Source organism: Acinetobacter sp. LipI_19 (assembly GCF_058242925.1).
In genome coordinates this window covers 2,514,314-2,541,211 of the sequence record NZ_JBZAYK010000001.1, presented here as the reverse complement: position 1 = coordinate 2,541,211, position 26,898 = coordinate 2,514,314, and the positions used below count along the sequence as shown (strand labels likewise).

The window sequence follows — 26,898 nt, the reverse complement described above, 5'->3', positions numbered from 1 at the left end:
GCATTAAGAATGGTTCATTTCTACAACCAGTTGATTAACTAGATCTCGAGCTTCTAATTCACGGATCAGTCCAACATTACTTCCAGCCCAGAATGCACCAAAGCCAGTATCACCATGTTGAACAGCTAAGGATTTGGTGAAAATGAATTTGATTTAATTATGAATCATCAAATAAAACAAAGAATATTTAAAGGGTTAAGCGTGCTAGGACTAAACTTTAAATATAAAAACGATACTGGAGCAAACAACATGTAAAATAGAACTATTATTTCTTATAGTGTTAATTTTTAAAGTAATAATTAAGAAGAATGTTATTTATATCCCATTGTTATAATTTAAATAACTTTCGCTGTTCCCTTACTATCTTTATAAGATAGATTTAAATGAATGCTTAGTAAGGCGGCTATTTTTTTCATTCTAAGAAGTATGTGGAGAATATTTAATTATTGAAAGAATTTAACCCTAGGTGATAAGCAGCCGCTTTCTATCAGTTGTTGATCCCATTCTGGAACGAGATCTAGTTTTTCCACTAGAAAATCGATTATGCAACGGATTTTGGTTAAATTTCTAGAGTTCGAAGGAAATACGGCTCTTAACCCATAATTAGGTAAAGGATAGTCAGTAAGTACTGGAATTAGTTTCTTTTTATAAAGGCTCTCACATGCGACGATTGTTGGTAGGCAAACAATACCGCCACCTGTTAAAGCAAAATCATGTAATAAATGAATTGAGCTTGATGAGACTCTCGCATGAATAGAGAACTCTTGGAACTTATTATTGATCATAAATTTGATTTTGTTTCTTTCGGGATATCCAGAATAATAACCTAATTCAAACTGCTGAAGTTGGTGTGGGTTTTTGGGTTGGCCATGTTTTTCAATAAATTCTGGTGAAGCACACATCACACGGTTTACATTGAAAATTTTCCTCTCAATTAGGCTTTCTCCTTTAGGAGGAAACATTTGAAAAACAATGTCAAATCCAGAAGAAATAGGATCAATGACTTTATCGTATACAACAATATCTAATTCAATATCTTTATACTGTGCTGTGAACTGATATAAACGTTTACTGAAATAACTTAAAGCAAAACCAGGGGCCATATAAATACGTAATAGGCCATGTAACTCATTTTTTGCATGTGACATTTCATCAGCGAGTTGCTCGAAACGGCTAATAAGCTCGACACATTCGGGATAGTATTTTTCACCAATAGCCGATAACCTTACTGATCGGGTACTACGATGAAATAAAGGCGCATTGACAAACTTTTCCAGTTGTTGAATACGTGTACTTATCACTGAACGAGTAACACCAATTGATTCAGCTGCTTGAATAAAACTTCCACTTTGTGCGACTCTCACAAATGCTTCCATACATTGTAATTTATCCATAAGTTAATCCATCAACCATGAAAATAAGATATTGATTTTATATCCAACGAAATTTAAAGGATAAACTAAATTATCTAAAAATAATTGATTGTATATTAAGCAAAGTAAAAGCACCCACTATGTATTAATGTTGATTAGTTAAGAATTTATCCAATAATTTGGCTTAACTTACAGTCATTACTCACTATGAATGCTTTTTTATTAGATCAACATTATAACTTTTGAGTGGGTTCAATTTCATATACTTCAATAGGCTGTACTTTACGAGGAGCAGTTTCTTTAATAAAAAAACTCATGCATATACCAATAATTGTACCTACTAAGCTTAAGTAAAAAATATTCTGGATACCATAGTTCTCAGCAATTATTCCAGAAATTACAGGTGCAATACCGCCACCAAAAATTTCACCTGCACCTACTACGAGCCCAATTGAAGATGCAACTAATCCTGCTGGTGCAGATTCTGCAGCTAAGGGGCCTGATAGTAAGGCGATTAATCCTAAACTAAAGAAGGAAAGCACAAAGAGTAATCCAAATAATATTGGGATAGATGCAGAAGCATTAGCAAATAAATAAATAAAAATAGTTGCTCCAATAAATCCTAGAATAGAAGCAAGGCGTCGACCAATCCAATCCGATGCGGCAGGAACAAGAAATTGCCCTAAAAAACCACCAAAACCGATAGCAGAAACAATTAATCCCATCTCTTGAGAGCTAAGTTTTAAGAAATTTTCTAAATACAAAGGAACCATTGCACTAATAACAAAAACACATGACATCGTACAAAAGAGGCCAATCATACTTAGTAAAATATTCCGTGTTTTGAGTAAATCAATCCAATTCACTTTTACTTGTGTTTCAACCTGTTTTTCGGTAATTAGTAATTGACCTCCTTGAGTATCTTGTGGCTCTTTTAGAATAAAAAATAAAAACACGGCTATAATAAAACCAGGAATTGCAACAACCCAGAATACCTCACGCCATGAGGGTACGATTAAAAGGAGTTGTGTAGCGATAATTGGCCCTAAGCCCAGACCAAATAAAGCAAAGCCACTTTGCTGTAATCCTTGCAAGGCACCACGACGCGAGGGTTTTGCTGCAACTGCAGTCGCAGCAAAACTTGTTGGACAGAATGCACCTTCTGAAATACCCATTATAGAACGAATTAGAATTAGACTTGTCAAACCCATTGCAGCTCCAGAGAAACCTGAAGCTAAAGAAAAAACGACAAGAGATATTAGTAAAATCTTACGATGACCAATTTTATCTGATAACCTTCCTGCATATATTGCGAAGATTCCCCAAGTTATTCCCAAGGCACCAAAAATTAGACCAACATCTTGGTAATTTAAAGATAAATCTTTCATGATTGAAGGTAATAAGGGGGCAATAATCCAACGATCTAATCCCACAAGGCCAAAACTAAGTGTGAGAAGGAGTACAATCTTCCATTCGTAAGAAGTATCCCATTTTTGTATATTCATATTTATATCCTTTTCAATGAATTTAAAAAAAGAAAGTTAGGTCAAGTGAGTAAGACAGTTGATCATCTTCAGTGCCATTGACCAAAGGGGGTAATCCGTTGTCTTTAGCTGCAAATGGTTTGTAATTACCACTGTACCTGTCGTAACGAATTTCTGGGCGGATACGTAAGTATGGTTTCGGATTCCAAGTGACGTTGGCGGTTACGGCTTTGTAGATGCCTTCATATGGTACTAATACATGTACACCATCTGTATTAAAGTATTCGGCACGAAGGGCTGAACTGAGTTGCGAGTTAATCATATGGTTGTAGCTGACGTTGACCCCGTACCAAGAAGCATCTTTACCGCCTTGTTTCGGAATACCGTAAGGTTCCTGATTAAAAATATCTGTCAATAATGCTTTTTCTTGATAGCCATAGGACGCTTCGGCGGTCACGATGTTTTTCGGGTCTAAAAATTTGGTGATGGTGAGATAACTTTGATAGCGGGTTAGGTAATCATCTTTTGCCAAGGCAGAGCTGGCAGGAATTGGTGAGCCGCAACCACATTTGTTAAAGGAGTCATCGGCGCCGTTGCCATAGATATTTTCAAAGTCGACCCACAGTGAAAAATCCTTGCTGCGCCAGCGCAAGTTGGCAATGGCATCCCAGTCATCATTGGGGTCTTGTAGGTTGTTGTAACCACGTACTGCACCAACTTCATAAGACAATTTTGCACTGTCTGGATTATTGAAAATATGGCTGCTCCATAGAGTACCCACATGTTTTGCTGGACCATGGATAAAGCTGTAAGGGTGGGTGTAAAAGGTAGTTGGTGCAGGTGCAGGCAAGGCAAAACCAATTTCATTGGCCAAAGGTGTATGAAATAAGCCGAGCATCAAATTACTACCACCTAAAACAGGGAAGTAAAATTCGGCATAGGCTTGGGTTAAGGAAGCATAAATATCCGATGAGTCAAAATTTCCCACCTTGTTGCTGCCCCAATCATCATCTAGGCCATAGGTTCGGAAGAAAAAGTTGTCGGCACCATACATGCCAGTGATGTTAAAACCCCAGTCAAAAGCTTTTGGCATGTCCCTGGGAAATGGTCCAACCCGACTGGCAATATTACTTTTGATCTTTTTTTCAATGGTGATGGCGGCTTGATCCAGCGTAATGCCTTCATCACGTCTTAAGATAGTGGCAGGTGTCATTTGCCCGCCATGATTACTGCCGGCAACACTGGCCTGAGCCCATCCCGAAACTTGAATGCCCAGCGGATTGTCATTGATAGATTGAAGTAGCCACCCCTGTGGTTGTGTTATATCTTCAGATGCGTTTGCTGACGCATGGGCAAGTGCAATAGCGAACATTGCACCCCCGAGAACTTTTAATCTGTCCATAGTACGTCTCAATAAATTTAAGAAAACTACCTTGTTTCCATGGTTGTTATAATTTTGTCCTTCATCCGAACGTTTTTTTATTCAAGTGCAAAGTGTACTGAGCTGTCAATGTGACTAAACAGAGGTTTATTGTAGAAAATAATTGTAATATTTTGTTTTTTATATTTATTTTTTCCATTGTTCGCAGATTGCAAACATTCATGTTGCTGCTTTCTTCATTGTCTTAATCGAGGGATTGGCGTAATTTCAAACTGTCGAGGAAAGACCATACACGAAGAATTTCAGTAAGGAATATGGAAATGAGTGCTTATACAACAAAGCTCGGTAGTTTGGAAAACTACGAAAAAGGTTCAATCCAGATTATTCAGGGTAAAGCTACTAATTATGCCTTTTCAAATATTTTTGAAGTGGCAGCAATGAGCAAACCTTATGAAAAAACAGTTGTTGGGATGAACCTCAAATTTGTCATTGAGTCTGTTCTGGCAGAAGGGCAATCTGCTTGGTATACGGCATCACATGATGAATTTGTGATCGTAATGGATGGTGAAGTTCGTGTCGATTATTTGAAATTAAAAGGCCCGATAGTCCCCCAGGATCAAGAGGGTACTCATCTTGCTGGAATGAGACCAGATGGGGTACCAATGGGGTATGTTGTCTTGAAAAAAGGCCACCAAGCTATTTTACCAGTCGGATCAGCATATCGTTTTGAGGCGTCAAAGAAATCAGTGATGTTAATACAAACAATTAAAGGTCCCCTTTCTGTCGAAAAATGGAATGACATTTGTATTAAGTAATCAAGGAGAGATAAAAATGAATGCTATGCAAAATAAATTTGTTGAAGATGACGGGGTAACGATTACTGGATATGATGAAATTTCAGGTTATTCAACTTTCCAGTTAGGTAATTTTAAGTTCAGTCGTGATGAATACTTTGCCAAAGTAACATGGGAAGCAAAAGGTCAGGAGCATTCTCATTTAATATCTGTTGATGCATTTTTACGGGCTTTGATGAGAGATGTTGCTTGGGGGTTTTTCTATGGTTGGGTTAACTTCGATCATGTTATTGGTACTCAAAACCACTATGGTAATGTCGACTTATACGCTGGCACTTTTAATGGCGTATTAAAAGCAGCATGCGTAGATTATGTTGAGAACTTTGAAACTCCACTAATCATGGCGACTTTTAAAGCTATTTTACATGATTGGGTAAGTAAAGGATTTGATCCATTTGCTGCCCCAGAAGAAACAGGTTCTGCTTTTGGTCGTAAGCATGGTGATAATTCAGAAGCGATTGACCGCTATCGGATTGCCACGAAGCGTATGCCAAGTTTACCTGATGATTCACCTTTACGTGATGATTTACCGGTTAACCGTCAGTTTGAAGATGTGGTTCAAGATGATCCAATTATATATTGTGAACCTGGTTTTGAAGGTCAACTTAGTGGTTTTAACTTATTTAAATATCTGTCGCGTTCAGACGTGACTTGGAACCCCTCTGTAACTTCTGTTTGTAAACAAAGTTTATTCTGTCCTACTACAGAAGAATATATTTTACCAATTTTTCATGGCAATGATCGCGTAGAGTGGTTCTTACAATTATCTGATGAAATCACTTGGGATATTGGCGATAAAGTAGATGGTAGTCCTATTGCCCGCGTCATTATGAAAGCAGGGGATATTGCTGCAATGCCAGCCAATATTCGTCATCAAGGATACTCAACTAAACGTTCAATGTTACTTGTTTGGGAAAATGCAACCCCAAATCTACCTGAACTTTATGAATCAGGTGAACTATCTCCTTATCCAATCCAATTCTAAGCATTCAGCTAGAGGCTGTTAAGTTCCTACATTTAACAGCCTCTGATACTCATTAGGTGAAATTATGAATAATCAATTATTTATTGATGGCCAATTCGTGCCTGCAAAAAATGGTGGCACCATTGATGTAGTCAACCCATCTAATGGCGAGTTAATTACTAAAATTGCAGCAGCTGAAGCAGAGGATATAGATATTGCAGTTGCTGTTGCTAAACGAGCTTTCCCATCTTGGGCAGCAACCCCCGCGACAGAGCGAGGCCGATTACTCCTTAAACTCGCTGATTTAATTGAAGAACACACAGAGGAATTAGCACAACTTGAATCTTTAGATACAGGGCATCCTATTCGTGACTCACGCCGTTTAGATGTACCGCGTACTGCTGCCTGTTTCCGTTATTTTGGTGGAATTGCCGATAAAATTGAAGGCTCAGTTATTCCAGTTGAACAAGGTTTTTTAAACTATGTTGTTCGTGAGCCAATTGGTGTAGTAGGACAGATTGTACCCTGGAATTTCCCATTAATGTTTACGAGTTGGAAACTTGGACCTGCATTAGCTGCTGGTAATACTGTGGTAATGAAACCATCTGAACTCACTCCTTTATCTACGTTGAAAATTGCTGAATTAATTAAAAAAGCTGGTTTTCCGGATGGCGTTGTCAATATCGTGGCTGGCTATGGACATACGGCGGGGCAACGACTGGCAGAGCATGAGGACGTTGGTAAAATTGCTTTCACCGGATCAACTTTAACTGGTCAAAATATTGTTCGTTCATCAATAGGTAATCTGAAACGTGTTCAACTTGAGCTCGGAGGCAAAGGTGCTAATATTATTTTTGAAGATGCCAATATTGATGCAGCTGTTAATGGTGCAGCATGGGCAATTTTTCACAACCAAGGGCAAGCATGTATTGCAGGTTCACGTTTAGTTTTACATGAAGCAATTGCAGATGAGTTTTTGGAAAAATTTATCAGGCTAGCTGAATCAATTCGATTAGGTGATCCTCTAGATCCCGATACTGAAATGGGACCACTCACTTCAGAAGCTCACCGCAATAAAGTGTTGTCATATGTCGAGGTTGCTAAAGAACAAGGTGGTCGTGTGTTAACTGGTGGTAAAGCACCAGAAGATATTAACTTGCAAAATGGATATTACGTTTTACCAACCGTGGTTGAAGCCAAACCAATGGATCGTGTTGCTCAAGAAGAAGTATTTGGTCCCTTTGTAACCGTATTGCGCTTTAAAACGGAACAAGAGGCTTTGGAAATAGCGAATTGCACTGAATATGGTTTAGGTAGTGGCTTATGGACACAGAATTTACAACGTGCTCATCAGTTTGCTAAAAACATCAAAGCTGGTATGTGCTGGATTAATAGTTATAAACGTGTAAATCCAGGTAGTCCATTTGGTGGTGTAGGTAAATCCGGTTATGGTCGAGAAATGGGTTTTGAAGCTATTCATGACTATACGGATGCTAAATCTATTTGGGTTAATGTGGATGCCAATATTCCACCTCATTTTCTGCGAGGATGAGTTGTATGAACGCATTTCATTATAAAGCTTTACCTTTGGATGTTTATTTTGATAATGGTAAGTCAAAAGAAACAAAAGAAATTTTAAATCAGCATGGTTATCAAAAAGTTTTAGTGTTAACTACACCAGAACAGGAAGATGCTGGTCAAGAATTAGTGCAACAATTGGGTGATATTGCAATGGGGGTTTATCCTCATGCCGTGATGCATGTACCTGTTGAAGTTGCAATTAAAGCCATTGATTTTGTTAAAGAGAATAATATTGATTGTTGTCTAGCATTAGGTGGTGGCTCGACTATTGGGTTGGCCAAGGCTATTGCCTTAAAAACTCATACCCCAATTGTGGCAATACCCACTACTTATGCTGGTAGTGAAATGACCACAGTATATGGTCTAACTGAAAACAACCTAAAAACGACTGGTAAAGACATTCATGTCTTACCCAAAGTGGTCATTTATGATCCTGAACTGAGTTTGACTTTACCAGCAGAAATTTCGGCTTGTTCAGGTATGAATGCTATGGCGCATGCGGTAGAAGCATTGTATGCGCAAGACAAAAACCCGATTATAAGTCTTATGGCAACTGATTCAATTCGGGCACTCAAAGCCGCATTACCTGCAATTGTCAAAGATACACATGACGTTGAAGCCCGCCAAAAAGCTACATATGGTGCGTGGTTGGCAGGTATCTGTTTAGGGTCAGTTGGGATGGCGATTCACCATAAAATCTGCCATACCTTGGGGGGTACCTTTAACTTGCCGCATGCGCAAGCACATGCCATCACTTTGGCGTACTCGGTACATTACAACCGTAATGCCGATTTCGAAGCCATGGAACGATTGGCGGGAGCATTAGGTGTAGCAAGTCGTGAAAATGTTGGTATGGCAATTTATCAATTAAACCAGTCTTTAAATATTCCATTGGCACTAAAAGATATTGGTTTACCAGAACAAGGGCCTGCTGAAGTAGCAAGAATTATTTGTGATAGCCCGTATTATAACCCCCGCGGTTATGACTACGAGGAGTTAGTTGATCTGCTCACCAAAGCTTATCTGGGGTTAGCACCGATATAAAATAAATCGAATTTCACCATAAATATCGGCTTAACCGCAGCATTATTTGCTGCGGAAAGGTGAGTTGTGCTGCCAAAAAGGAATTTATTATGAGTGTAACAACACAAGCTATTCAAAGCTTTCAAAATATTGATAATGCACGTCATCGTACTTTAATTACTGCCTTAGTTGAGAAATTGCATGACTATATTAATGAAGTGCAATTAACAGAAGATGAGTGGCTTCATGCAATTCAATTCTTAACTATAACTGGACAACTTTGTCATGAACAGCGTCAGGAATATATTTTACTTTCGGACGTACTTGGTATTTCTATGCTGGTTGATCAGATCAATCACCAGAAGAATGAAATACAAACTCCTTCAACAGTTTTTGGCCCCTTTTTTATTGAGAATATGCCAGTTCGTCAATTTGCTGATAGCATCGTGGTTGAGGGTGAAGAGCAAACTATTCCTTTGTTAATTACTGGTCAGATCAGAAATGAGTATGGTAAAGCTATTTCTAATGCTTATATAGATGTTTGGCAAACCGCGGATAATGGGATGTATTCGGGGCAAGATGCTATGCAACAGATTGACAATTTACGGGGTATATTTATTAGTCAATTAAATGGCTCATATGCCATTAAGTCTATTTTGCCTGTAAGTTATCAAATCCCGTCAGATGGTACAGTAGGGCAACTTCTGAATTATGCTAAGCGTACTTTTTGGAGACCTGCGCATATCCATTTTAAAATTGTTGCAGATGGATATCAGTCACTTATAACTCATCTTTTTTTAGCAAATGATGACTATTTAAATAATGATGCCGTATTTGGTGTAAAAGATCGTTTAATTGTCAGTTATCAATTCACAAAGTTGGATGAGGAAAGCAAAGTTTTATATGGCCTTGATAGAGACTACTACCTGATCACATATGACTTTGTTCTTTCAGCAGAGTAATTATGAAAAATTTAATTAAACCCTGTGAAAATTCTGATTTTTTTCAAGAAATTTGTCTAAGAGTGGCGCATCCTGACGATCTTAAAAAAAGTATTATTGTGATTAAAGGTGGAGATAAATTTTATGCTTATGAAAATATCTGTCCTCATTTTTCTGTTCAGTTAGATTATAAAACAGGTGTATTCAGTACTTATAAAAATAAATTAATTATGTGTGCGCATCACTCAGCGATGTTTGATATAACTACTGGATTGTGTGTTGATGGTCCCTGCAAAGGTCACTCTTTGACGTTGGTAAAAGTTGAAGTAAAAGATGGGGCAGTTTTTCTAAAACGTTAGCCTCTGCTTGAGACTAACGTTTTATTATTGAATTAGGAACTAAAAGGTGTTGCCTGATACATCATTAATTTTAGTTCTTTATGTTCTTTTTTCCATACTGATAATGCTCGGTTCTGTAATTTTCTAGGTTGTTGATTAATTAAAAGCTTTGCATAAAAATTAGCAGTAACAATTACGCAGTCCTGCATCTCTACAACAGTATCAATATCATATTCAATATGTTGATAATCATAATAACCGGCTTTGAGCTTTGTTATAAAAGTTGCTAAATCATCAACTGTACCGCTGGTATGTACATATCGAAGATTTGTATCGCACATATTCGCAAATTTTTCATAGTGTTTATCAATTAAGCTATCAAAGCGCTTTTTCTCTATTTGTCTAATTTGCATTTCCATAAATTCTTCATCCCTTAAAATTATTAGTCCCCTCATGATATTAAGTTTAAGGGTGTTCAATTGTTCTAAATTACAGAACATTGTATTTGCAGTTTTATAAGCTATCTTTTTATTTGAATAATCTACAATAAAGCATAATAATTTTAGAATAATGGATTGGCTATGATAAATAAAAGTGAGGCTTCACTTACCGAGGTTTTATCGCAGATTAAAGATGGCACAACCATCCTGATTGGTGGGTTTGGTACCGCAGGACAACCCGCTGAACTCATTGACGGACTAATTGAACTGGGTATTAAAGACCTGACTATTGTGAGTAATAACGCCGGTAATGGTGATTATGGCTTGGCTAAACTGCTTAAAGCCGGTTCAGTTAAAAAAGTAATCTGTTCTTTCCCACGTCAGTCAGACTCTTATGTGTTTGATGAACTGTACCGTGCTGGAAAGGTCGAGCTTGAAGTAGTACCGCAAGGCAATCTGGCGTGTCGTATTCAAGCCGCTGGAATGGGTTTAGGTGCAGTCTTTACCCCAACAGGCTTTGGCACATTATTGGCAGATGGCAAAGAAACACGTCATATCGATGGCAAAGACTACGTACTTGAATATCCGATTAAAGCAGACTTTGCACTGATTAAAGCACATCAAGGCGACTGTTGGGGCAACTTGGTTTATAACAAATCAGCACGTAACTTTGGTCCAATCATGGCGATGGCAGCAGACGTCACCATTGCACAAGTTTCAGAAGTGGTTGAGCTAGGTGGATTAGATCCCGAGCACATCATCACCCCAGGTATCTTTGTACAGCACGTTGTACAAGTACAGCCCGCACAATAAGCAATAAGGAGAAATAACATGAGCTACCAAAAACTAAGCCGTGACCAAATTGCTGAACGTGTTGCCCAAGATATTCCCGATGGTGCATATGTCAATTTAGGTATTGGTTTACCGACCAAGATTTCAAAATACTTGCCAACAGACAAAGATGTATTCCTGCATTCTGAAAATGGTTTATTGGCTTTTGGTCCTCCACCCGCCAAAGGTGAAGAAGATCCTGAGCTGATTAACGCAGGCAAAGAATATGTCACCATGCTAACGGGTGGCTCGTTTTTCCATCACGGTGATTCTTTTGCCATGATGCGTGGTGGACATTTGGATATTGCTGTATTGGGTGCATTCCAAGTGGCGGCCAATGGCGACCTTGCCAATTGGCATACCGGTGCGGCGGATGCGATTCCTGCGGTGGGTGGTGCAATGGATTTGGCTGTAGGGGCCAAGAAAGTCTTTATCACCACAGACCATGTAACCAAGCAAGGTGAACCTAAGATTGTTGAAGAACTGAGCTATCCTGTGACAGGTAAGCATTGTGTTGATCGTATCTATACTGACTTATGTGTGATTGACGTGACCCCAGAGGGTTTAAAAGTGCTTGAAAAAGTTGCAGGTCTGAGCTTTGAAGAATTACAGGCTTTGACGGGTGCTCCATTGATTGACGCGATACCGGCTTAAGGATATAGACAACATGAAAAACGCTTACATCATAGATGCCATCCGTACTCCATTTGGTCGTTATGCCGGTGGTCTTGCGCCAGTACGTGCAGATGACCTCGGTACTATTCCAATTCAAGTATTGATACAACGTAATCCAACGGTAGATTGGCAACAAGTCGATAATGTGATTTATGGCTATGCCAATCAGGCCAGTGAAGACAACCGTAATGTCGGGCATGTCAGCATTATGAATGGTTCATTTCTACAACCAGTTGATTAACTAGATCTCGAGCTTCTAATTCACGGATCAGTCCAACATTACTTCCAGCCCAGAATGCACCAAAGCCAGTATCACCATGTTGAACAGCTAAAGCATTCAGTTGTTTAGCTAAATCATAGGCATAAGGGTAGGCGGCTACATGTGGACGGTCGGGCTGATCAATCCTCGCTTGCCAATGATTGATGATGCCGCGTGCTGGGCGACCTGAAATGCTTGAAGTAATTTGAGTGAGTGGGTGATCAAATAAAGCCTTGCGGTATGCTGCATTGGCATTTGAAGATTTACATTGTACAAAAGCAGTTCCCAATTGAACGGCATCAGCACCAAGGTTTAACATGGTTTTAGCTTGTTGCCCATTCATAATACCACCTGCTGCAATGACAGGAAGTGAACTATATTTTTTGATGAGTTGGACTAAATCAGCGGTTTTAATTGCGCCATCAATTTGAGCATTAAAAATACCGCGATGTCCACCTGCTTCGATACCTTGAGCTACAATAATATCAATCCCTGCTTCTTCGATAGTAAGCGCTTCAGTTAGATTGGTTGCAGAAACAATTGTGATGATACCGGCTTGTTTTAATTTTTGAATTTGATATTCATGCGGAATGCCAAAGTGGAAACTTACTGCTTTGGGTTGAGTGTCTAAACAAAGGTTTAAAAAATCATCATTGTCTTTAAAGCTAGGGTAAATACATTTTAATTCTGTAGGTGGGCTTGCACCAAATTTTTCAAATTCAGTTGCTAAATGTTGACTCCATAACAGATTAGATTCAGTGTTTAATGCTGCTGATTCATGACAGAAAAAGTTTAATTGAAAAGGATGTGGTGTTAGTGCTTGAGTTTCATGAATTTGTTTTAATGCAGAATCTAGTGTATTTGCACCGAGTCCTAAAGCACCTAAAGCCCCTTGATTTGATACTTCTGCAGCCAATAGTGGGGTAGAAACTCCAGCCATTGGTGCAAGTAATATGGGATGTTTTATCCCTAATTGTACTAATAAAGACATACTTAAGCTCCTTGTGTTTTAAGTTACTTTGCCGAAGCGACTGCAAATTAGCAAATTATGTTCGGTATTTATTATAAAAATATAATTTAAATACATCTTTAAGTTGCGACTTATTTTATCAAGACATAGATTAAATTGGAGTGACTTGGAACAGTGAACCAATCCAGCTTGAGAACGCCATTGCGATAATTCCCCACACAGCCACACGGAAACTACCTTTGAGTATTGATGTACCAGCAAAATAGCTGGATAACGCACCCAGTATGACTAGAGATAAGATACCGACAACTAAAACAATTTTCTCTAAATATGCTTCCGGGCTAAACACAATTGATAATGTCGGAAATAATGCACCAATAGAAAAAGATAATGCAGAAGAACCAGCAGCCTGTAATGGTCTTGCAGCAGTTGCTTCATTGATCCCAATTTCATCACGTGCATGTGCTTCCAAAGCATCTTTTTCTGTGAGTTGAACAGCAACTTTATGCGCCAATTCAGGATCTAAACCACGTTGAATATAAATGTGGGTAAGTTCTTTGAGCTCTAAGTGCGGATTCTTTTCTAATTCTAGAGCTTCTACTTTTAGATCTGCTGCTTCAATATCTGACTGTGATTTAACGGAAATATATTCACCGGCAGCCATTGAGGTTGCACCAGAAATTAATCCTGCAATACAGGTAATCAGCAGGGTGTGGCTTGAGGCACCGCTTGCTGCCATTCCCATCACTAAACTAGTCACAGAAATAATGCCATCATTTGCACCTAAGACGGCTGCTCTTAACCAGCCTGTACGTTGTATAAAATGCTGTTCTAGGTGGTGAGAATGAGACATAAACAAAACTCCATGTGACTGAAAGTCGATTAATTTATAATGTAAATATATGACAAATGAAAAAAAGCTCCTATATTTAGGAGCTTTTTTTCATATTAAAACTATTGGCTCGCTTTTTCTTTAACGTCAGCAGCACCTTTTTCAACAGCACCCGCAGCAGTTGCAGTGGCATCTTTAGCAGCATCAACAGTTGCATCTGCAGCATGGGCAGTTGCATCAGCTGCATGATCTACAGCAGTCGCAGTTGCATTTGCTGCATTATCCGCAGCTTTAGCAGTCGCATCCGCTGCATTTTGAGCCGCGTGTTCTGCATCATGTTTTGCTTGTTCTACGGCATTTGCAGCATGTTCACCTGTAGTCGCACCCGTTTCAGGTGCTTTGTCTTTATTACAACCAACAAGTGCAATCGTTGCAATCAGACCAAGAGAAAGTAGAAGTTTATTCATTGTCTTGTACCTTTTTTAAATTAATTTTTGGCATCCAGCAGTTGGATAAAATAAGGGCTCGTTAATATTTCATAAGTAGCTTGCGTTGTAGGCTAAAATTGAGCAAAGCTTGTATAAGTCACTAAGGATGAAAAAAAAAGAATAACGGATCTCTTTTAAGTTTCATAACGCCAACAGAGCTAATTTTAGTTGCAACCAGAGTAAGAACAAAGCACTGCTTTATTGGCAGCACAAGGCGAAGCTCAGGGACTAGTGTATTTTTTACTGTTACCTTGTTACGAACTACTCATTTAGAAAGACTAAATTTCATATTTCGTGCCTAGTATCATCTAAAACACACACTGTCGCAAACATAGAGGAATGATCAACAAATCCAAATATAAACACAAAAAATAACCAAATCAAAAAATAAAATGTAAATTTTTTATAAGATCAATTTATCTTATATTGAATAATAACTGATCAACATAATTTTAATAAAAGTTTAATATAATATGAATACACTCGCTTTATATCTAAAACTCAAGTATCAATAAAATACTTAATGAAAAAATAAAAAAGTTGTTTCTATGTTTTATCGTTAAAATTAAATCAAGACATAGTTTAAGATCTATACAATTTATGATATTAATCGATTAAAAGTGACGAGTAGTACTAGATCTGACAATTTTGAACTTTGGAGACAAAATCAGTGCTGTAAAAATAAATTAAAATTGAAAAAAAATATTTACAAGCCAATAAAAACAGATAGAATTGAGCTAAAATGTGAAGTATATCAAATAATTCTGTCACTAGAAAAAGTCTAGAAAACATGTTTTTCGGCTTTTAAAAATGCTTAATTTACAAATTAATTTATGGGGTTTTCTTGAATATGCTTGATCTAAACACATCTCGAAAAGTACCCGATGATTTTGTCATATATGCTGAAAAACAAATCAGACAACTTTTGAACTCGGTCAGTGGTGTAGAGTTCATCATGTTGTGTACTTCTGATGGTTTTGAAATTGCTTTAGCCAACAAGAAAAATATTAACAATTCTGGAAAAATTGCTGCAGTGAGTAGTTCGATTTTGGCCTTAGTGACAGCATTTGTTTCAGAAATCAATCTTGTTGGATGTCAAACAATTACCTTAGATGCAGAGAATGGAAAAGCGCTATTAACCGCAATTCCTCATCCAAAGCATCCGTTGGTTTTAGTGGCGATGACCAACAAAGATATTTTATTGGGGCAGATCCTATATGAGCTCAAATCTACTTCTGAATTACTCACGAGAAACATATAGGGAAGTTATTTTAAAATATGTGATGAGGTTCACATTTTTTTAAAAAATGAGATCTATACTGATTTTTTTTCGAAGCTGTTATTTTTTGGAATTTTTTGAAAGCTTTAAATAGTCAAATTAGTTATTTATTTTTTAAATTTCTATTGAATAATTAATATTTTTTATGCTATTTAAATGAGTGTGGAAATAATTAATTAAAATTGATTATCAAATAAAATTAAATGGGTATTCAAAAAGAATACTAATTTATCCATGTTAGTTAGAAATGAAAATTTTTAGCTATATAGTAAAGTGTTTTAGTAAAGCAAAATAAAAATTGAATTGCTAAAACGAACAACAATGTTGAAAGCAACGGGGATGCTCATGGCTCGTATCACACTAGATCAATTAACTGATATCGATGGTTTCGTTTGTGCTGCATTAGTAGATAGCGAAAGTGGTTTATCTTTAGCGACTGCGGGTGCAGGTTTAGACTTAGAATTAGCAGCAGCAGGTAATACTGAAGTTGTTCGTGCTAAGCGTAAAGTTGCAAAAGCACTAAAATTAGATGATGTAATTGAAGATATTTTAATTACATTAGGTAAGCAGTATCACTTGATTCTTCCACTTGATTCAAATGAAAATTTATTTCTTTATCTGGTTTTAGATCGTTCTAAATCAAACTTAGCAATGGCTCGTCACGAGTTAAAAGCATTTGAAAAAGGCTTAGACTTTTCTTAATTTAAAAATTGAAAAGCATAAAAAACTCGTCTTCGGACGAGTTTTTTCTTTGGCTATCCTGTATAACATAGATATCGTATTTAGAGTGTTGAGTGTAGATGTTAAAAGCTGGAATTTATAAACATTATAAAGGTAATTTATACCAAGTCTTTCATGTCGCAACGCATAGTGAAACCCGTGAAAAAGTTGTGGTTTACCAATGTTTATATGATGATTATTCAATCTGGGTTCGACCTTATGAAATGTTTTGTGAGCAAGTCACATTAGAAGATGGTCAAGTCCAAGCGAGATTTGAATTTTTACATGAGGTTTGAGTTTTACTTGATAGATTTTACCAGCTGATAAAGTCACGTAATAAACCGTAACGATGTTACTTGTCAAAATCTATGTATTGTCATAGCAATGACGTAAATGATTGAAATAATAACAATGATAGTGAAAAGGAAGATATAAACATGAGTTTAAGCAACCCATTTTTGCAGCGATTGAATGAACTATATCAATCCTTTATTAAGTTTGATGCCACACAGTGTGATCGTATTAAACGCTATCGAAATATCGAACCTGAATCAGCATTGTTTTTAGCGATGCAAGTAAGAATTCAGCAGTCTAAGAAAATTTTAGAGATCGGAACTTCTACCGGCTACTCGACATTGTGGCTTGCGGATGCAGCCAAAGTGACTGGTGCGAAAGTGACAACGCTTGAGATCGATGAAAAAAGAACTCAGCAAGCACGACTTCATGCTCAAGAGTTACAAGTTGACGATGTGATTGATTTTTGGATAGGTGACGCACAAAAGTATTTGGAAGTGTGTCAGGAACAATATGATTTTATCTTACTTGATGCTGAACGCAATGCTTATTTAAATTACTGGGTATATCTACAGAAGATGCTTGTAGAGCATGGCGGAGTTTTGATTGTTGATAACGTAATATCACATGCGGCTGAAGTTAAAAGCTTTATCAAAGAAGTTAAACAAGATGAAAGGTTTATGACAACAACCTTGTCGATCGGGTCAGGTCTGTTTATGGTGACATTAAAAAACTAACACAGTTTTTATATCAGGGAGAAATCTCCCTGACTTTACTTTAAAAGCGCCGCTCTAAAATTATAAAATTGAAAGCCTTTTAAAATGTAAATCATATTCTAGGTATTTATGCACGAATGCTGTTTTATCACTACATCGTAGTAAATTATTGTATATAAATTCTGGTACGGGATGGTAAAGTTCACCAGAACCATTGTTATAAAAAATTTTTAAATACCGTGAAGAAGCATTATACTTCCAAGAAGTCACGGTAATCATAGATCCCATAAGCAACCCCTTAAACTTTTGATTGTTTTACAGAAAAAATATTCTGTATCTTTTGAAATTAGTCTATTCACTTAAAGAAATGTATAGTGGTTTTGTAAAAATCCTAATGATTGTTTTGATAAGGTTATTCATATTTTGACATTGCGTATTTTTGCAAGATAAACGCTTAAAAATCATAATTAAACGAGATAACGAGTTTTTTAATAATTTAGGGATAGATTATGATTCTTGCAATAGATGTTGCCTATACAGAAAACGCTGCACAAGTTGCTGGCATTGTATTTGAGTCTTGGACGAGTTCTAGTATATTGAACCATTACCTTATCACCATCAAGCCAATTGCTGACTATGAGTCAGGTCAATTTTATAAACGTGAATTGCCGTGTATTTTAAAATTATTGGATTTGGTGAAAGAAACCATTGATATGATTGTGATTGATGGCTATTTTTATTTAGGTGTTGAACAAACAGTTGGTTTAGGACAGCATTTATATACTGCCTTAGCTGATAAAACTCCTGTAATTGGAGTGGCTAAAAATGAATTTAGGGGAACGCCAAAGGAATTTGAAATTCTACGTGGACAAAGTGTTAAACCCTTATATGTCTCTGCCATCGGAATAGAATTAGCGAAAGCGAAACACAATGTGCAGTCCATGTATGGGAAATACCGTATTCCTGAGCTACTTAAGCAAGTTGATCGTTTGAGCAAAACAACGCAAAAATAATTATGCTATTCTAAATCCAGTGGTTTAAATGCATTTTTTATATGCTAATGCTTTGTTTTTTTATTAAAAAAATATTTTATAAATTTATGGTGAAACATATATGGATCAGTCAGCGTCTCGTCAAAAAACTTCAATAAACTATATTGAATTTAAGGTGAAAGACATCCTCCAAAGCAAAAAGTTTTATCAAAACTTAGGCTGGACTTTTACTGACTTTGGTCCTGCATATTGTGAGTTTGATTCAGGGGAGATAAAAGGTGGCTTTACCCAATCTGACAATGTGCAAAGTTCTGGTGGGGCATTAATTGTCTTATATAGTATCCAGTTAGAACAAAGCTTAGCGTGTGTGAAAGAGGCAGGAGCAACTATCGTACAAGAGATCTTTAGTTTTCCTGGTGGGCGTCGTTTTCATTTTAAAGATTTAGACGGATATGAAATTGCAATTTGGTCTCATTAAATAAAAATCTATAAACGCAAAAACCTGCACATAAAATCCAATGTAAAAAAACCACGCTAAAAAGCGTGGTTTTTTTATGGGTTTAATCTAATTCAAGAATTAGATTTTACCGACTAAGTCGATTGAAGGTGCAAGAGTTGCATCACCTTCTTTCCATTTAGCTGGGCAAACTTCGCCAGGATGACCGTGAACGTATTGAGCTGCTTTAACTTTACGAAGAAGTTCAGAAGCATCACGACCAATACCACCAGCATTGATTTCGATGATTTGGATTTTACCTTCAGGATCGATAACGAAAGTACCACGATCAGCAAGACCAGCAGATTCAATTAAAACTTCGAAGTTTTTAGCAAGAACCCAAGTTGGGTCACCAACCATTACATATTCAATTTTTTTGATTTCTTCAGAAGAATCGTGCCAAGCTTTGTGCGTGAAGTGTGTATCTGTAGAAACAGAGTAGATTTCAACGCCTAATTTTTTGAATTCAGCATAGTTGTCTGCAAGATCACCAAGTTCTGTTGGGCAAACAAAAGTGAAGTCTGCTGGATAGAAGAAAACTACAGACCATTTACCTTTAAGATCGGCTTCTGTAACTTCAATGAATTGGCCGTTTTGGAAAGCTTGTGCTTTAAATGGTTTAACTTCAGTATTAATTAAGCTCATCATTATCTCCATGATTGAGGTGTTTATCTAATATTTAACTAGAATAATGAATTTTAGATTATTGGGGAAATAGTATTTTTTTATCGCTAAGATCGGAAAATCAAATTAACGTGCTCCAGATACATTTCACCAAAAACCGTTGTTTTGTCAGAGTTTCATCAACTAAAGCAAATCAAGATGATGTTTGAATGACAAAGCATCCTTTTTTAATCTGTTACAAACATGATGCTTCTGGGGCTATATTTCAAGGGTGATTTCTAAAAAAGATATAAAATTTATTTCAATGTATAGAATTTGTTCATATAAGATAAATTGAATTTTAACTACATCACATTTCAATGTTGTGCATCGAGCAAATGATACAGGGACTGCTGTTTTGTGCTTGGGCATCACTTCAAGCTAGCTAGTTTTGTAGATCATATAGCAACAGATCTACGTCTATAAGAATATTTGCAACCACAGACAGTTGCGTAGTTGAGTAAACTTTAGCACCTTTTAAATATTATTTTTATAATACATGTATAACACAATGGTGAATTCACTTTGATTGGACTATCTCTCCTGTGCTTTACAGCGTAAAATATTCCGTTCAATTTTAAGTATTAGGATAATGCATCTGTGCCAAATCAGTTAAATGTCGATCAATGGGTTATGGTACGAGATCGCCATCGTTTAAATCGACTGAAAAAAGGAAAAGATGCTCATCCTGAAAAATTCCAAGAATTGTTTGAGAAATCAAATCATCAAGTCAAAAAAAGATTAGCCAGTCTACCGACAATCAAACTCAATCAGGATCTACCGGTTACCCAGTATGCAGATAAACTGATTGAAGCGATTCAGAAGCATCAGATTATTATTGTTGCAGGGGAAACGGGTTCTGGTAAAACTACGCAATTACCACAGATTGCAATGCTTGCAGGTCGTGGTTTAACTGGGATGATTGGTCATACTCAGCCTCGTCGTCTAGCAGCACGAAGCGTATCGCAACGAATTGCTGAAGAAGTTGGTGAAAAGCTGGGTGAAAGCATCAGTTTTAAAGTGCGTTTTAATGAGCAAGGATCAAATGATTCGATCGTTCGCTTAATGACGGATGGTATTCTACTTGCTGAACTTTCTAATGATCGTTATTTAAATAAATATGACACGATTATTATTGATGAAGCACATGAGCGTTCATTAAATATTGATTTCATCATGGGTTACCTGAAGCAACTGGTCAAAAAGCGCCCTGATTTAAAAATCATTATTACTTCAGCGACATTAGATGTGAATCGCTTTAGCGAATATTTTAATGGTGCACCAATTTTTGAAGTGGAAGGACGTAGCTTTCCAGTAGAACTGCGTTATCGTCCGATTTCAGAGATGACGATCGGCGGTAGTGATGATGATGACTTTGATGAGTTTGAAGAAAATTTACCACGCGCAGTGGTACAAGCTGTAGAAGAATGTTTTAAGGATGCTGAGTCTAAGGGACATCCTGAACATGCGGATATTCTTATTTTCTCAAGTACTGAACAAGAAATTCGAGAACTACAAGAGACCTTACAAAAATTTGGTCCTAAACACACGCAAATTTTACCTTTATATGCTCGTTTAGCTTTGGCAGAACAGCAGAAAATCTTTAATCCATCTGGTGGTGGTCGACGTATTATCATCGCGACAAACGTTGCTGAAACAGCATTGACTGTACCGAATATTCGTTATGTGATCGACAGTGGTTTTGCACGTATTTCTCGCTATAACTATCGTTCACGGGTACAGCGTTTACCGATTGAAGCGATTTCTCAAGCTGCTGCAAATCAGCGTAAAGGGCGATGTGGTCGTATTGCACCAGGTGTTTGCATTCGCTTATACAGTGAAGATGATTTTCAAAGTCGTCCAGATTTTACTGAACCAGAAATTAAACGGACCAATTTAGCATCGGTTATTTTACAGATGCAAAGTCTCGGTTTAGGTGCTGTAGAAGATTTTGATTTTATTGAGCCACCAGACCATCGTTTGGTCAACGATGGGCGTAAGTTGCTGATTGAATTAGGTGCTATCCATGACGCGCAAAATTCAAATAATCTTCCTCAAGCAATGGCACAAAATGAAATTGCGGTTTCCAAGCAGGGAACTGTAGGTGATGCTAAAGCAAAAAACCTTGCTCAACCTGCTACTAAAAAAGCCGAACTTCAAAATAACAGTTTAACCAAAATCGGTCTACAAATGGCAAAAATGCCAATAGACCCACGCCTTGCACGTATGATTCTTGGTGGTGCTCATTTTGGGGTACTGAATGAAGTTTTGATTATTGTTGCTGCGCTTGCAGTACAAGACCCACGCGAGCGTCCTGCTGATAAGCAAATGCAGGCGGATCAAAAACATGCATTATTTAAAGAAGCAGATTCAGATTTTCTATTTTATATTAAACTGTGGAATACACTGACTGAAAATCGTGAAACTTTGAGTGAAAGCAAAAGACGTAATTTTGCCAAACAGCATTTTCTTAGCTGGTTGCGCTTACGTGAGTGGAAGAAAACTCATGAACAATTACTGGATTTAGCACAAGGTTTAAAACTTTCATTCAATGAAAAGCAGGCCAGTTATGAAAATTTACACCGTGCCTTATTGACAGGACTATTGTCCTTTATTGCCAATAAAACTGACGAACGTAATATTTTCATGGCAGTTCGTCAGCAAAAAGCCCGAATTTTTCCTGCATCAACCTTACATAAAACCAATACCCCATGGGTAATGGCATTTGAAATGGTCGAAACCTCACAGGTGTATTTACGCACACTGGCAAAAATTGAGCCTGAGTGGATTCTTTTGGCTGCACCGAACTTATTAAAACATCATTATTTTGAGCCACATTGGGCGAAAAAACCGGGTGTGGTCAATGCTTATGATCAGATTTCATTATTTGGACTGATCATTGAACCGAAACGTGCCACCAATTATGAAAAAGTGGACCAGTTGGCTGCACATGAAATTTTCTTAAGAGATGCGCTAACTACAGGAAACTTGGGAACAACGCCACCATTCTTAAAACACAACCTATTAAAGCTTGAAGAAGTGGAGCGGGTAGAAGACAAACTGCGTCGTCGTGATTTAGTCGTCGATGAAGAAACCATTTATCAGTTTTATGCCGCTAAAGTGCCTACGGAAATTGCCAGCCGTCGCAGCTTTGAAGATTGGCGAGCAACAGTAGAACCGCAGAATCCTCGTTATCTTTTTGTTGATGATGATGATTTATGGATGAATGATCGTCCAACCACACAGCAATTTCCAGATTATTTACATAATGGACAATTGCGTTTAGCTGCCAGCTATCGTTTTGATCCAAGTCATGATGAAGATGGCGCAACTGTAAAAATTCCTGTACAGGCCTTAGCTCAAGTTGATGAAAATATTTGGTCTTGGGGGATTCCGGGTTGGCGTTTGGATTTAATCGAAGCTTTATTAAAAGCCTTACCAAAAGATAAACGTCGTAACTTGGTGCCGATTCCAGATACAGCCAATAAATTGATCAAAGCAGTCGATGCGCAACATTTGCGTCAGCATATTTTTGAGTTTTTGGCATTTCAATTACGTGGTGAACAAATTACCAATAAAGATTTTTCTTTTGAACGTATTGATCAATTCTTAATTCCATTTATCAAAGTAATTGATGAAAAAGGTCGCGTGATTGAAAAAGGCCGTGATCTTGCAGAACTTAAAGCACGTTGTCGAACTGAAACACACAGTCCTGTCAAACAGTTAAAAGGTGAGTTTACTACTTTTCCTGAAAGCTTTGTATTTGAAGCATCTCAGAAAGTAACTGGGGTTGTGGTTAAACAATATCAGGCACTGGTTCCAAGCAAAGACTTTGCTAAGTTAGAGTTGAAAGATGATTCTGGTATTGTGATTCAGACCTTTAATGATCAAAGTGAAGCGATTAAACAGCATCGTGAAGGCGTAATTCGTTTGATTCATATGCAATTGGGGGATTTGATTCGTCAATTGAAAAAGCAAATTTCCAAGCCACTGGCATTGGCATATTCTCCTTTGGGCGATAAAGCACAACTTGAGCAAATGTTGGTGTACGCAACATTACAAATGGCAATTCAAGATTTACCAATTAATGCTGAAGAATTTGCGATAGTCATGGCAGATGTGAAAAAGTCATTTTTAAGTTATGGTCAGGAAGCATTAAAGTTGATCAGTGAAATTTATATTCAATGGCAGGAAATACGCCAGCAATTGTTGATGCTGGATCAAGATGTATTTGCTAAAAATATGAATGATATTGAGGATCAACTCGATTTAATGAACTTATCCAATTTTGTTTATTCAAAATCTTCAGATATTTGGCAGGAATATCCTCGTTATTTAAAAGCATTGTTATTGCGTTTAGATCGATTGCCGAATAATCTAAATCGTGATGATGCTGCAATTAAAGAAGTAGATCCTTGGATGGATAAACTGTTTAAGTTTAAGTCGGATGTCCGTGTTAAAGAAGTCTACTTCATGGTTGAGGAACTACGTATTTCATTATTTTCTCAACCAATGAAAACCAAGATGCCGATTTCGTCAACCAGAATACAAAAAGTATGGGAAAAGCTTGGAATCGGTTAGAATAGAAATAATTTGAAATATTTGTGAATTTAAAAAGGAGTTTTACATGGGCATCCGTATTACAGGTACAGGTTTGTACCATCCTGAAGAAGTGATTACCAATGAAGAATTGGTGGATTGTTTAAATGCTTATGTGGAACAATTTAACAGTGAAAATGCTGAAAAAATTGAAGCGGGTGAAGTTGTTGCCCGTCGTGGTTCAAGTGCAGAATTTATTGAAAAAGCATCAGGTGTAAAGCGTCGTTATGTGATTGAAAAATCAGGTGTCCTAGACATTAATCGTTTACGTCCTCGTTTAGAAGAACGTTCAGATGAAGAGCTTTCAATCCAAGCTGAGTGGGGCGTGATTGCGGCAAAACAAGCGATGGAAAATGCAGGCGTAACTGCAGAAGACATTGATGTGGTGATTTTAGCTTGTTCAAATTTACAACGTGCTTATCCTGCTGTTGCAATTGAAATTCAAACTGCATTGGGGATTCAGGGCTATGCCTACGACATGAATGTGGCGTGTTCAGCTGCTACATTTGGTTTGAAACAAGCCTACGATGCTGTAAAAACGGGTGCACGTCGTGTGTTATTGGTCAATGTGGAAATTACCTCAGGCCATACTGACTATCGTTCACGTGACTGCCATTTTATTTTTGGCGATGTTGCAACAGCTTCAATTATTGAAGAAACGGATAGCAAAACAGGGTTTGAAATCGTAGATACCCATTTGTTTACCCAATTCTCCAATAACATCCGAAATAATTTTGGTTTCTTAAATGGTTCAGAATTAACTTCTCGTGATGATAAGCAATTTCGTCAAGATGGTCGCAAAGTATTTAAAGAAGTGTGTCCATTGGTTGCGAAAATTATTTCCACACAATTGGAAAAGAACAGTATTCAACCTGAAAATGTAAAACGTTTTTGGCTACATCAAGCCAATGCCAATATGAATGAATTAATTTTAAAACTCATTGTCGGCAAAGAAGTTGCAGAAGCAGATCCTGATTTGGTACCAATCATTTTAGATGAGTTTGCCAATACGTCTTCAGCAGGTGTGATCATTGCATTACATCGTAGTGCGGATCAGGTGAATGATGGTGAATATGGTGTGCTATGTTCATTTGGTGCAGGTTATTCTGTGGGTTCAATTCTTGTACAAAAGCACGTTGCTTAAATCATAATTTTATAAAATCTCCCCCCCTTGCGTCGCTAAAAGCATAGTTCAGCTACTTTGAAAAGAAGGGGGGATTATCCAAAATTTAACTTATTTTATTTGTTCAAAGCTCTTCCCTGAAAAAGGAGCAGTCATACACTTAATGGTAAGATCAAAAAATGTTGAAAAGTATTTTGTAGAGATACAACATGACTGAAAAAACCTTGAAAATACGCCACAACGCTAAACTAATTCGATTAATAAGCAGCTTACAGCGCTTTTACTTTCGTCCAACATTTTTAGGTACTGAAAATTTAGTACCGAATAAACCAGCCATGTATGTCGGTAATCACACCATCTATGGTGTTTTAGATTCTCCGATTCTGATTGATTATTTATTTACAGAGCATAAAATCGCTGTGGTTAGTTTAGCTGATCATATCCATTTTCATATTCCGATTTGGAAAGAGGTAGTTAAACGTGTCGGTGGGGTTGATGGCGTACAAGAATATGCCAAAGAAGCGATGCGACAAGGCTATTCGATTTTGGTTTTTCCAGGAGGTGGTCGAGAAGTTATTAAACGCAAAGGTGAAGCTTATCAATTGATCTGGAAGCAACGCTTTGGTTTCTTAAAGTTGGCTCAGGAATTTGGTTATGAAATAGCTCCTTTTGTGGCTTTAGGTGGTGATGAAGTTTTTGATTTGGCTTTCGATGTAAATATTCTGCTCAAACAAAAATGGTTTAATAAAATATTATCAAATCCCAAAATAGGTTCATTGCTTAGACAGGGTGAGGTTATTCCTTCGATTCCAAAGCATATTATTCCAAAGCGGATTCCTTTCTATTTCAAATTTATGCCACGGTTATCTATTGAACAGATTGGGAGCATGGATGATATGATTGTATTTCGTGATCAATTGCAAGCGAGTATTTATACTGAAATTGAGGCCTTAAAGTCCTATCGAGCAGATGATCTAGAACAAAAAACTTAGAACAAAAAACAATCTTTGAGAGCGCAATAATGTTTGAACTGCAAACCAATTTTAAACAGATACTTCAGCTATTAAATCCGCGAACTCAACCCATTCAAAGTACTGTGACTTTTCTTTCAGATCCTCATTATCTTGAATTTTTACAACAGTGTGGCGATACTGAAATTACCCCTGATATTGATTTATTTGGCTATGAAACTGCGATAAAGGAAAACCAGTATTTCGCAGAGCATGTGGAAAAATTATCCCAACAACTATGGAAAATTGGTCGTACAGGGCAAGGTGATGAATGGTTTTTAGATCGCAATAGTTTTGATATTTTATTCTATAATCATGATTTAGGCATGGATTTCGATGAGAGTTTAAAGCATGATCAGTTCCAGTCAATGCAAGTCAACTTTTTCCAATTTTTACAATTTGCTTTACTTCTGCAAGCAATGGATCAGCACTTGGATAAAAAACCATTGTCTACGATTGGATTGGAGCAATTTCAAGATACTGTAAATCGTATCCATCCTGAACTTTTTTCACATTATCCATTTGATTATTTATAAGTTATAAGTGTTAAAATTGCTCGATAAAATGTGTTT

At 37.2% G+C, this 26,898-nt stretch carries 27 protein-coding genes and 2 pseudogenes; 19 read left to right on the top strand and 10 right to left on the bottom strand.

Annotation, left to right across the window (positions count from 1 at the left end):
- Nucleotides 1-3: 3 nt before the first annotated feature.
- From AC4CVF_RS12380 to AC4CVF_RS12365, 4 genes and pseudogenes are all read right to left on the bottom strand, one after another.
- Nucleotides 4-111: pseudogene (locus AC4CVF_RS12380) on the bottom strand (nitronate monooxygenase); the annotation flags it as partial.
- A gap of 332 nt (nucleotides 112-443) precedes the next feature.
- Nucleotides 444-1,394: a LysR family transcriptional regulator gene (locus AC4CVF_RS12375; protein WP_419328678.1), complete on the bottom strand. Its 951-nt coding sequence runs from the start codon at nucleotides 1,392-1,394 to the stop codon at nucleotides 444-446.
- A 212-nt stretch (nucleotides 1,395-1,606) separates the two neighbouring features.
- Entirely contained in the window at nucleotides 1,607-2,878 is a 1,272-nt protein-coding gene (locus tag AC4CVF_RS12370; RefSeq protein WP_419328679.1) for an MFS transporter, read from the bottom strand.
- Between the two features lie 22 nt (nucleotides 2,879-2,900).
- The gene (locus AC4CVF_RS12365) at nucleotides 2,901-4,259 is read right to left on the bottom strand and encodes an outer membrane beta-barrel protein (protein WP_490789541.1); all 1,359 of its coding nucleotides are present in this window, start codon (nucleotides 4,257-4,259) and stop codon (nucleotides 2,901-2,903) included.
- Between the two features lie 299 nt (nucleotides 4,260-4,558).
- Between AC4CVF_RS12365 and AC4CVF_RS12360 the strand changes: the two genes are divergently transcribed.
- From AC4CVF_RS12360 to AC4CVF_RS12335, 6 genes are all read left to right on the top strand, one after another.
- On the top strand, nucleotides 4,559-5,053 hold the full coding sequence (locus AC4CVF_RS12360; RefSeq protein WP_419328682.1) for a cupin domain-containing protein: 495 nt from the start codon (nucleotides 4,559-4,561) through the stop codon (nucleotides 5,051-5,053).
- A 16-nt stretch (nucleotides 5,054-5,069) separates the two neighbouring features.
- A complete protein-coding gene (locus AC4CVF_RS12355; protein ID WP_419328684.1) occupies nucleotides 5,070-6,077 on the top strand; it encodes a hydroxyquinol 1,2-dioxygenase in 1,008 nt (335 codons plus the stop codon).
- Nucleotides 6,078-6,141: 64 nt separating this feature from the next.
- Nucleotides 6,142-7,608 (top strand): aldehyde dehydrogenase family protein, encoded by a 1,467-nt coding sequence (locus AC4CVF_RS12350; RefSeq protein ID WP_419328686.1) that lies wholly within the window; start codon nucleotides 6,142-6,144, stop codon nucleotides 7,606-7,608.
- A 5-nt stretch (nucleotides 7,609-7,613) separates the two neighbouring features.
- Nucleotides 7,614-8,681, top strand: coding sequence for a maleylacetate reductase (locus tag AC4CVF_RS12345; RefSeq protein ID WP_490789540.1), 1,068 nt, complete (start codon nucleotides 7,614-7,616; stop codon nucleotides 8,679-8,681).
- Between the two features lie 89 nt (nucleotides 8,682-8,770).
- Entirely contained in the window at nucleotides 8,771-9,622 is an 852-nt protein-coding gene (locus AC4CVF_RS12340; RefSeq protein WP_419328690.1) for a dioxygenase family protein, read from the top strand.
- Nucleotides 9,623-9,624: 2 nt separating this feature from the next.
- On the top strand, nucleotides 9,625-9,960 hold the full coding sequence (locus tag AC4CVF_RS12335) for a Rieske (2Fe-2S) protein (protein WP_490789539.1): 336 nt from the start codon (nucleotides 9,625-9,627) through the stop codon (nucleotides 9,958-9,960).
- 32 nt (nucleotides 9,961-9,992) lie between these two features.
- Here the strand turns inward: AC4CVF_RS12335 and AC4CVF_RS12330 are convergent, their stop codons facing one another.
- Nucleotides 9,993-10,358, bottom strand: coding sequence for a nuclear transport factor 2 family protein (locus tag AC4CVF_RS12330; protein ID WP_419328693.1), 366 nt, complete (start codon nucleotides 10,356-10,358; stop codon nucleotides 9,993-9,995).
- Nucleotides 10,359-10,520: 162 nt separating this feature from the next.
- Here AC4CVF_RS12330 and AC4CVF_RS12325 point away from each other — a divergent pair, with 162 nt between their 5' ends.
- The 3 genes and pseudogenes from AC4CVF_RS12325 to AC4CVF_RS12315 form a co-directional block, all read left to right on the top strand.
- The gene (locus tag AC4CVF_RS12325) at nucleotides 10,521-11,192 is read left to right on the top strand and encodes a 3-oxoacid CoA-transferase subunit A (RefSeq protein ID WP_419820659.1); all 672 of its coding nucleotides are present in this window, start codon (nucleotides 10,521-10,523) and stop codon (nucleotides 11,190-11,192) included.
- A gap of 18 nt (nucleotides 11,193-11,210) precedes the next feature.
- On the top strand, nucleotides 11,211-11,864 hold the full coding sequence (locus AC4CVF_RS12320) for a 3-oxoacid CoA-transferase subunit B (protein ID WP_336954157.1): 654 nt from the start codon (nucleotides 11,211-11,213) through the stop codon (nucleotides 11,862-11,864).
- 13 nt (nucleotides 11,865-11,877) lie between these two features.
- Nucleotides 11,878-12,096 (top strand): annotated as a pseudogene (locus tag AC4CVF_RS12315) (thiolase family protein); the annotation flags it as partial.
- Here AC4CVF_RS12315 and AC4CVF_RS12310 read toward each other — a convergent pair.
- The 3 genes from AC4CVF_RS12310 to AC4CVF_RS12300 form a co-directional block, all read right to left on the bottom strand.
- The gene (locus tag AC4CVF_RS12310; protein WP_490789538.1) at nucleotides 12,092-13,135 is read right to left on the bottom strand and encodes an NAD(P)H-dependent flavin oxidoreductase; all 1,044 of its coding nucleotides are present in this window, start codon (nucleotides 13,133-13,135) and stop codon (nucleotides 12,092-12,094) included. The pseudogene AC4CVF_RS12315 and the gene AC4CVF_RS12310 overlap by 5 nt on opposite strands.
- A gap of 130 nt (nucleotides 13,136-13,265) precedes the next feature.
- Nucleotides 13,266-13,967, bottom strand: coding sequence for a VIT1/CCC1 transporter family protein (locus tag AC4CVF_RS12305; protein WP_490789537.1), 702 nt, complete (start codon nucleotides 13,965-13,967; stop codon nucleotides 13,266-13,268).
- Between the two features lie 101 nt (nucleotides 13,968-14,068).
- Nucleotides 14,069-14,413: a hypothetical protein gene (locus AC4CVF_RS12300; protein ID WP_151803479.1), complete on the bottom strand. Its 345-nt coding sequence runs from the start codon at nucleotides 14,411-14,413 to the stop codon at nucleotides 14,069-14,071.
- An 871-nt stretch (nucleotides 14,414-15,284) separates the two neighbouring features.
- Between AC4CVF_RS12300 and AC4CVF_RS12295 the strand changes: the two genes are divergently transcribed.
- From AC4CVF_RS12295 to AC4CVF_RS12280, 4 genes are all read left to right on the top strand, one after another.
- Nucleotides 15,285-15,695 carry a roadblock/LC7 domain-containing protein gene (locus AC4CVF_RS12295; RefSeq protein WP_336954524.1) on the top strand — a complete coding sequence of 137 codons (411 nt, stop codon included), beginning with the start codon at nucleotides 15,285-15,287 and terminating at the stop codon, nucleotides 15,693-15,695.
- 363 nt (nucleotides 15,696-16,058) lie between these two features.
- Nucleotides 16,059-16,415, top strand: coding sequence for a roadblock/LC7 domain-containing protein (locus AC4CVF_RS12290; protein WP_490789536.1), 357 nt, complete (start codon nucleotides 16,059-16,061; stop codon nucleotides 16,413-16,415).
- A 98-nt stretch (nucleotides 16,416-16,513) separates the two neighbouring features.
- Nucleotides 16,514-16,729 (top strand): DUF1653 domain-containing protein, encoded by a 216-nt coding sequence (locus AC4CVF_RS12285; protein WP_004721833.1) that lies wholly within the window; start codon nucleotides 16,514-16,516, stop codon nucleotides 16,727-16,729.
- Between the two features lie 141 nt (nucleotides 16,730-16,870).
- Nucleotides 16,871-17,464 (top strand): O-methyltransferase, encoded by a 594-nt coding sequence (locus AC4CVF_RS12280; RefSeq protein WP_419820657.1) that lies wholly within the window; start codon nucleotides 16,871-16,873, stop codon nucleotides 17,462-17,464.
- 60 nt (nucleotides 17,465-17,524) lie between these two features.
- On the opposite strand, the gene AC4CVF_RS12275 is transcribed toward AC4CVF_RS12280, so the two are convergent.
- Entirely contained in the window at nucleotides 17,525-17,731 is a 207-nt protein-coding gene (locus AC4CVF_RS12275; RefSeq protein WP_004721830.1) for a KTSC domain-containing protein, read from the bottom strand.
- A 221-nt stretch (nucleotides 17,732-17,952) separates the two neighbouring features.
- On the opposite strand from AC4CVF_RS12275, the gene AC4CVF_RS12270 reads away from it, so the two are divergent.
- Nucleotides 17,953-18,456 carry an endonuclease V gene (locus AC4CVF_RS12270; protein ID WP_490789535.1) on the top strand — a complete coding sequence of 168 codons (504 nt, stop codon included), beginning with the start codon at nucleotides 17,953-17,955 and terminating at the stop codon, nucleotides 18,454-18,456.
- Between the two features lie 100 nt (nucleotides 18,457-18,556).
- A complete protein-coding gene (locus tag AC4CVF_RS12265; RefSeq protein WP_336954530.1) occupies nucleotides 18,557-18,913 on the top strand; it encodes a VOC family protein in 357 nt (118 codons plus the stop codon).
- Between the two features lie 99 nt (nucleotides 18,914-19,012).
- Here AC4CVF_RS12265 and ahpC read toward each other — a convergent pair whose 3' ends face one another.
- On the bottom strand, nucleotides 19,013-19,576 hold the full coding sequence (gene ahpC / locus AC4CVF_RS12260; protein WP_004721823.1) for an alkyl hydroperoxide reductase subunit C: 564 nt from the start codon (nucleotides 19,574-19,576) through the stop codon (nucleotides 19,013-19,015).
- Between the two features lie 618 nt (nucleotides 19,577-20,194).
- Here ahpC and AC4CVF_RS12255 point away from each other — a divergent pair.
- The 4 genes from AC4CVF_RS12255 (at nucleotide 20,195) to AC4CVF_RS12240 (ending at nucleotide 26,862) form a co-directional block, all read left to right on the top strand.
- Complete coding sequence (locus tag AC4CVF_RS12255; protein WP_490789534.1) at nucleotides 20,195-24,175, top strand: DUF3418 domain-containing protein; 3,981 nt, start codon at nucleotides 20,195-20,197, stop codon at nucleotides 24,173-24,175.
- A gap of 46 nt (nucleotides 24,176-24,221) precedes the next feature.
- Nucleotides 24,222-25,337 (top strand): beta-ketoacyl-ACP synthase III, encoded by a 1,116-nt coding sequence (locus AC4CVF_RS12250; protein WP_004721819.1) that lies wholly within the window; start codon nucleotides 24,222-24,224, stop codon nucleotides 25,335-25,337.
- Nucleotides 25,338-25,525: 188 nt separating this feature from the next.
- On the top strand, nucleotides 25,526-26,308 hold the full coding sequence (locus tag AC4CVF_RS12245) for a lysophospholipid acyltransferase family protein (RefSeq protein WP_336954532.1): 783 nt from the start codon (nucleotides 25,526-25,528) through the stop codon (nucleotides 26,306-26,308).
- Between the two features lie 29 nt (nucleotides 26,309-26,337).
- Nucleotides 26,338-26,862, top strand: coding sequence for a hypothetical protein (locus tag AC4CVF_RS12240; protein ID WP_490789533.1), 525 nt, complete (start codon nucleotides 26,338-26,340; stop codon nucleotides 26,860-26,862).
- Nucleotides 26,863-26,898 lie beyond the last annotated feature (36 nt).

What these genes read in the sequence shown, in the direction of transcription:
- AC4CVF_RS12345 (WP_490789540.1), top strand. Translation starts at nt 7,614, where the DNA reads ATGAACGCATTTCATTATAAAGCTTTACCTTTGGATGTTTATTTTGAT.
- AC4CVF_RS12285 (WP_004721833.1), top strand. Translation starts at nt 16,514, where the DNA reads ATGTTAAAAGCTGGAATTTATAAACATTATAAAGGTAATTTATACCAA.
- AC4CVF_RS12265 (WP_336954530.1), top strand. Translation starts at nt 18,557, where the DNA reads ATGGATCAGTCAGCGTCTCGTCAAAAAACTTCAATAAACTATATTGAA.
- AC4CVF_RS12275 (WP_004721830.1), bottom strand. Translation starts at nt 17,731, where the DNA reads ATGGGATCTATGATTACCGTGACTTCTTGGAAGTATAATGCTTCTTCA.
- AC4CVF_RS12370 (WP_419328679.1), bottom strand. Translation starts at nt 2,878, where the DNA reads ATGAATATACAAAAATGGGATACTTCTTACGAATGGAAGATTGTACTC.
- AC4CVF_RS12340 (WP_419328690.1), top strand. Translation starts at nt 8,771, where the DNA reads ATGAGTGTAACAACACAAGCTATTCAAAGCTTTCAAAATATTGATAAT.
- AC4CVF_RS12330 (WP_419328693.1), bottom strand. Translation starts at nt 10,358, where the DNA reads ATGGAAATGCAAATTAGACAAATAGAGAAAAAGCGCTTTGATAGCTTA.
- AC4CVF_RS12290 (WP_490789536.1), top strand. Translation starts at nt 16,059, where the DNA reads ATGGCTCGTATCACACTAGATCAATTAACTGATATCGATGGTTTCGTT.
- AC4CVF_RS12350 (WP_419328686.1), top strand. Translation starts at nt 6,142, where the DNA reads ATGAATAATCAATTATTTATTGATGGCCAATTCGTGCCTGCAAAAAAT.
- AC4CVF_RS12240 (WP_490789533.1), top strand. Translation starts at nt 26,338, where the DNA reads ATGTTTGAACTGCAAACCAATTTTAAACAGATACTTCAGCTATTAAAT.
- AC4CVF_RS12250 (WP_004721819.1), top strand. Translation starts at nt 24,222, where the DNA reads ATGGGCATCCGTATTACAGGTACAGGTTTGTACCATCCTGAAGAAGTG.
- AC4CVF_RS12325 (WP_419820659.1), top strand. Translation starts at nt 10,521, where the DNA reads ATGATAAATAAAAGTGAGGCTTCACTTACCGAGGTTTTATCGCAGATT.
- AC4CVF_RS12335 (WP_490789539.1), top strand. Translation starts at nt 9,625, where the DNA reads ATGAAAAATTTAATTAAACCCTGTGAAAATTCTGATTTTTTTCAAGAA.
- AC4CVF_RS12360 (WP_419328682.1), top strand. Translation starts at nt 4,559, where the DNA reads ATGAGTGCTTATACAACAAAGCTCGGTAGTTTGGAAAACTACGAAAAA.
- AC4CVF_RS12320 (WP_336954157.1), top strand. Translation starts at nt 11,211, where the DNA reads ATGAGCTACCAAAAACTAAGCCGTGACCAAATTGCTGAACGTGTTGCC.
- AC4CVF_RS12355 (WP_419328684.1), top strand. Translation starts at nt 5,070, where the DNA reads ATGAATGCTATGCAAAATAAATTTGTTGAAGATGACGGGGTAACGATT.
- AC4CVF_RS12375 (WP_419328678.1), bottom strand. Translation starts at nt 1,394, where the DNA reads ATGGATAAATTACAATGTATGGAAGCATTTGTGAGAGTCGCACAAAGT.
- AC4CVF_RS12245 (WP_336954532.1), top strand. Translation starts at nt 25,526, where the DNA reads ATGACTGAAAAAACCTTGAAAATACGCCACAACGCTAAACTAATTCGA.
- AC4CVF_RS12270 (WP_490789535.1), top strand. Translation starts at nt 17,953, where the DNA reads ATGATTCTTGCAATAGATGTTGCCTATACAGAAAACGCTGCACAAGTT.
- AC4CVF_RS12310 (WP_490789538.1), bottom strand. Translation starts at nt 13,135, where the DNA reads ATGTCTTTATTAGTACAATTAGGGATAAAACATCCCATATTACTTGCA.
- AC4CVF_RS12305 (WP_490789537.1), bottom strand. Translation starts at nt 13,967, where the DNA reads ATGTCTCATTCTCACCACCTAGAACAGCATTTTATACAACGTACAGGC.
- AC4CVF_RS12295 (WP_336954524.1), top strand. Translation starts at nt 15,285, where the DNA reads ATGCTTGATCTAAACACATCTCGAAAAGTACCCGATGATTTTGTCATA.
- AC4CVF_RS12280 (WP_419820657.1), top strand. Translation starts at nt 16,871, where the DNA reads ATGAGTTTAAGCAACCCATTTTTGCAGCGATTGAATGAACTATATCAA.
- AC4CVF_RS12300 (WP_151803479.1), bottom strand. Translation starts at nt 14,413, where the DNA reads ATGAATAAACTTCTACTTTCTCTTGGTCTGATTGCAACGATTGCACTT.
- ahpC (WP_004721823.1), bottom strand. Translation starts at nt 19,576, where the DNA reads ATGAGCTTAATTAATACTGAAGTTAAACCATTTAAAGCACAAGCTTTC.
- AC4CVF_RS12365 (WP_490789541.1), bottom strand. Translation starts at nt 4,259, where the DNA reads ATGGACAGATTAAAAGTTCTCGGGGGTGCAATGTTCGCTATTGCACTT.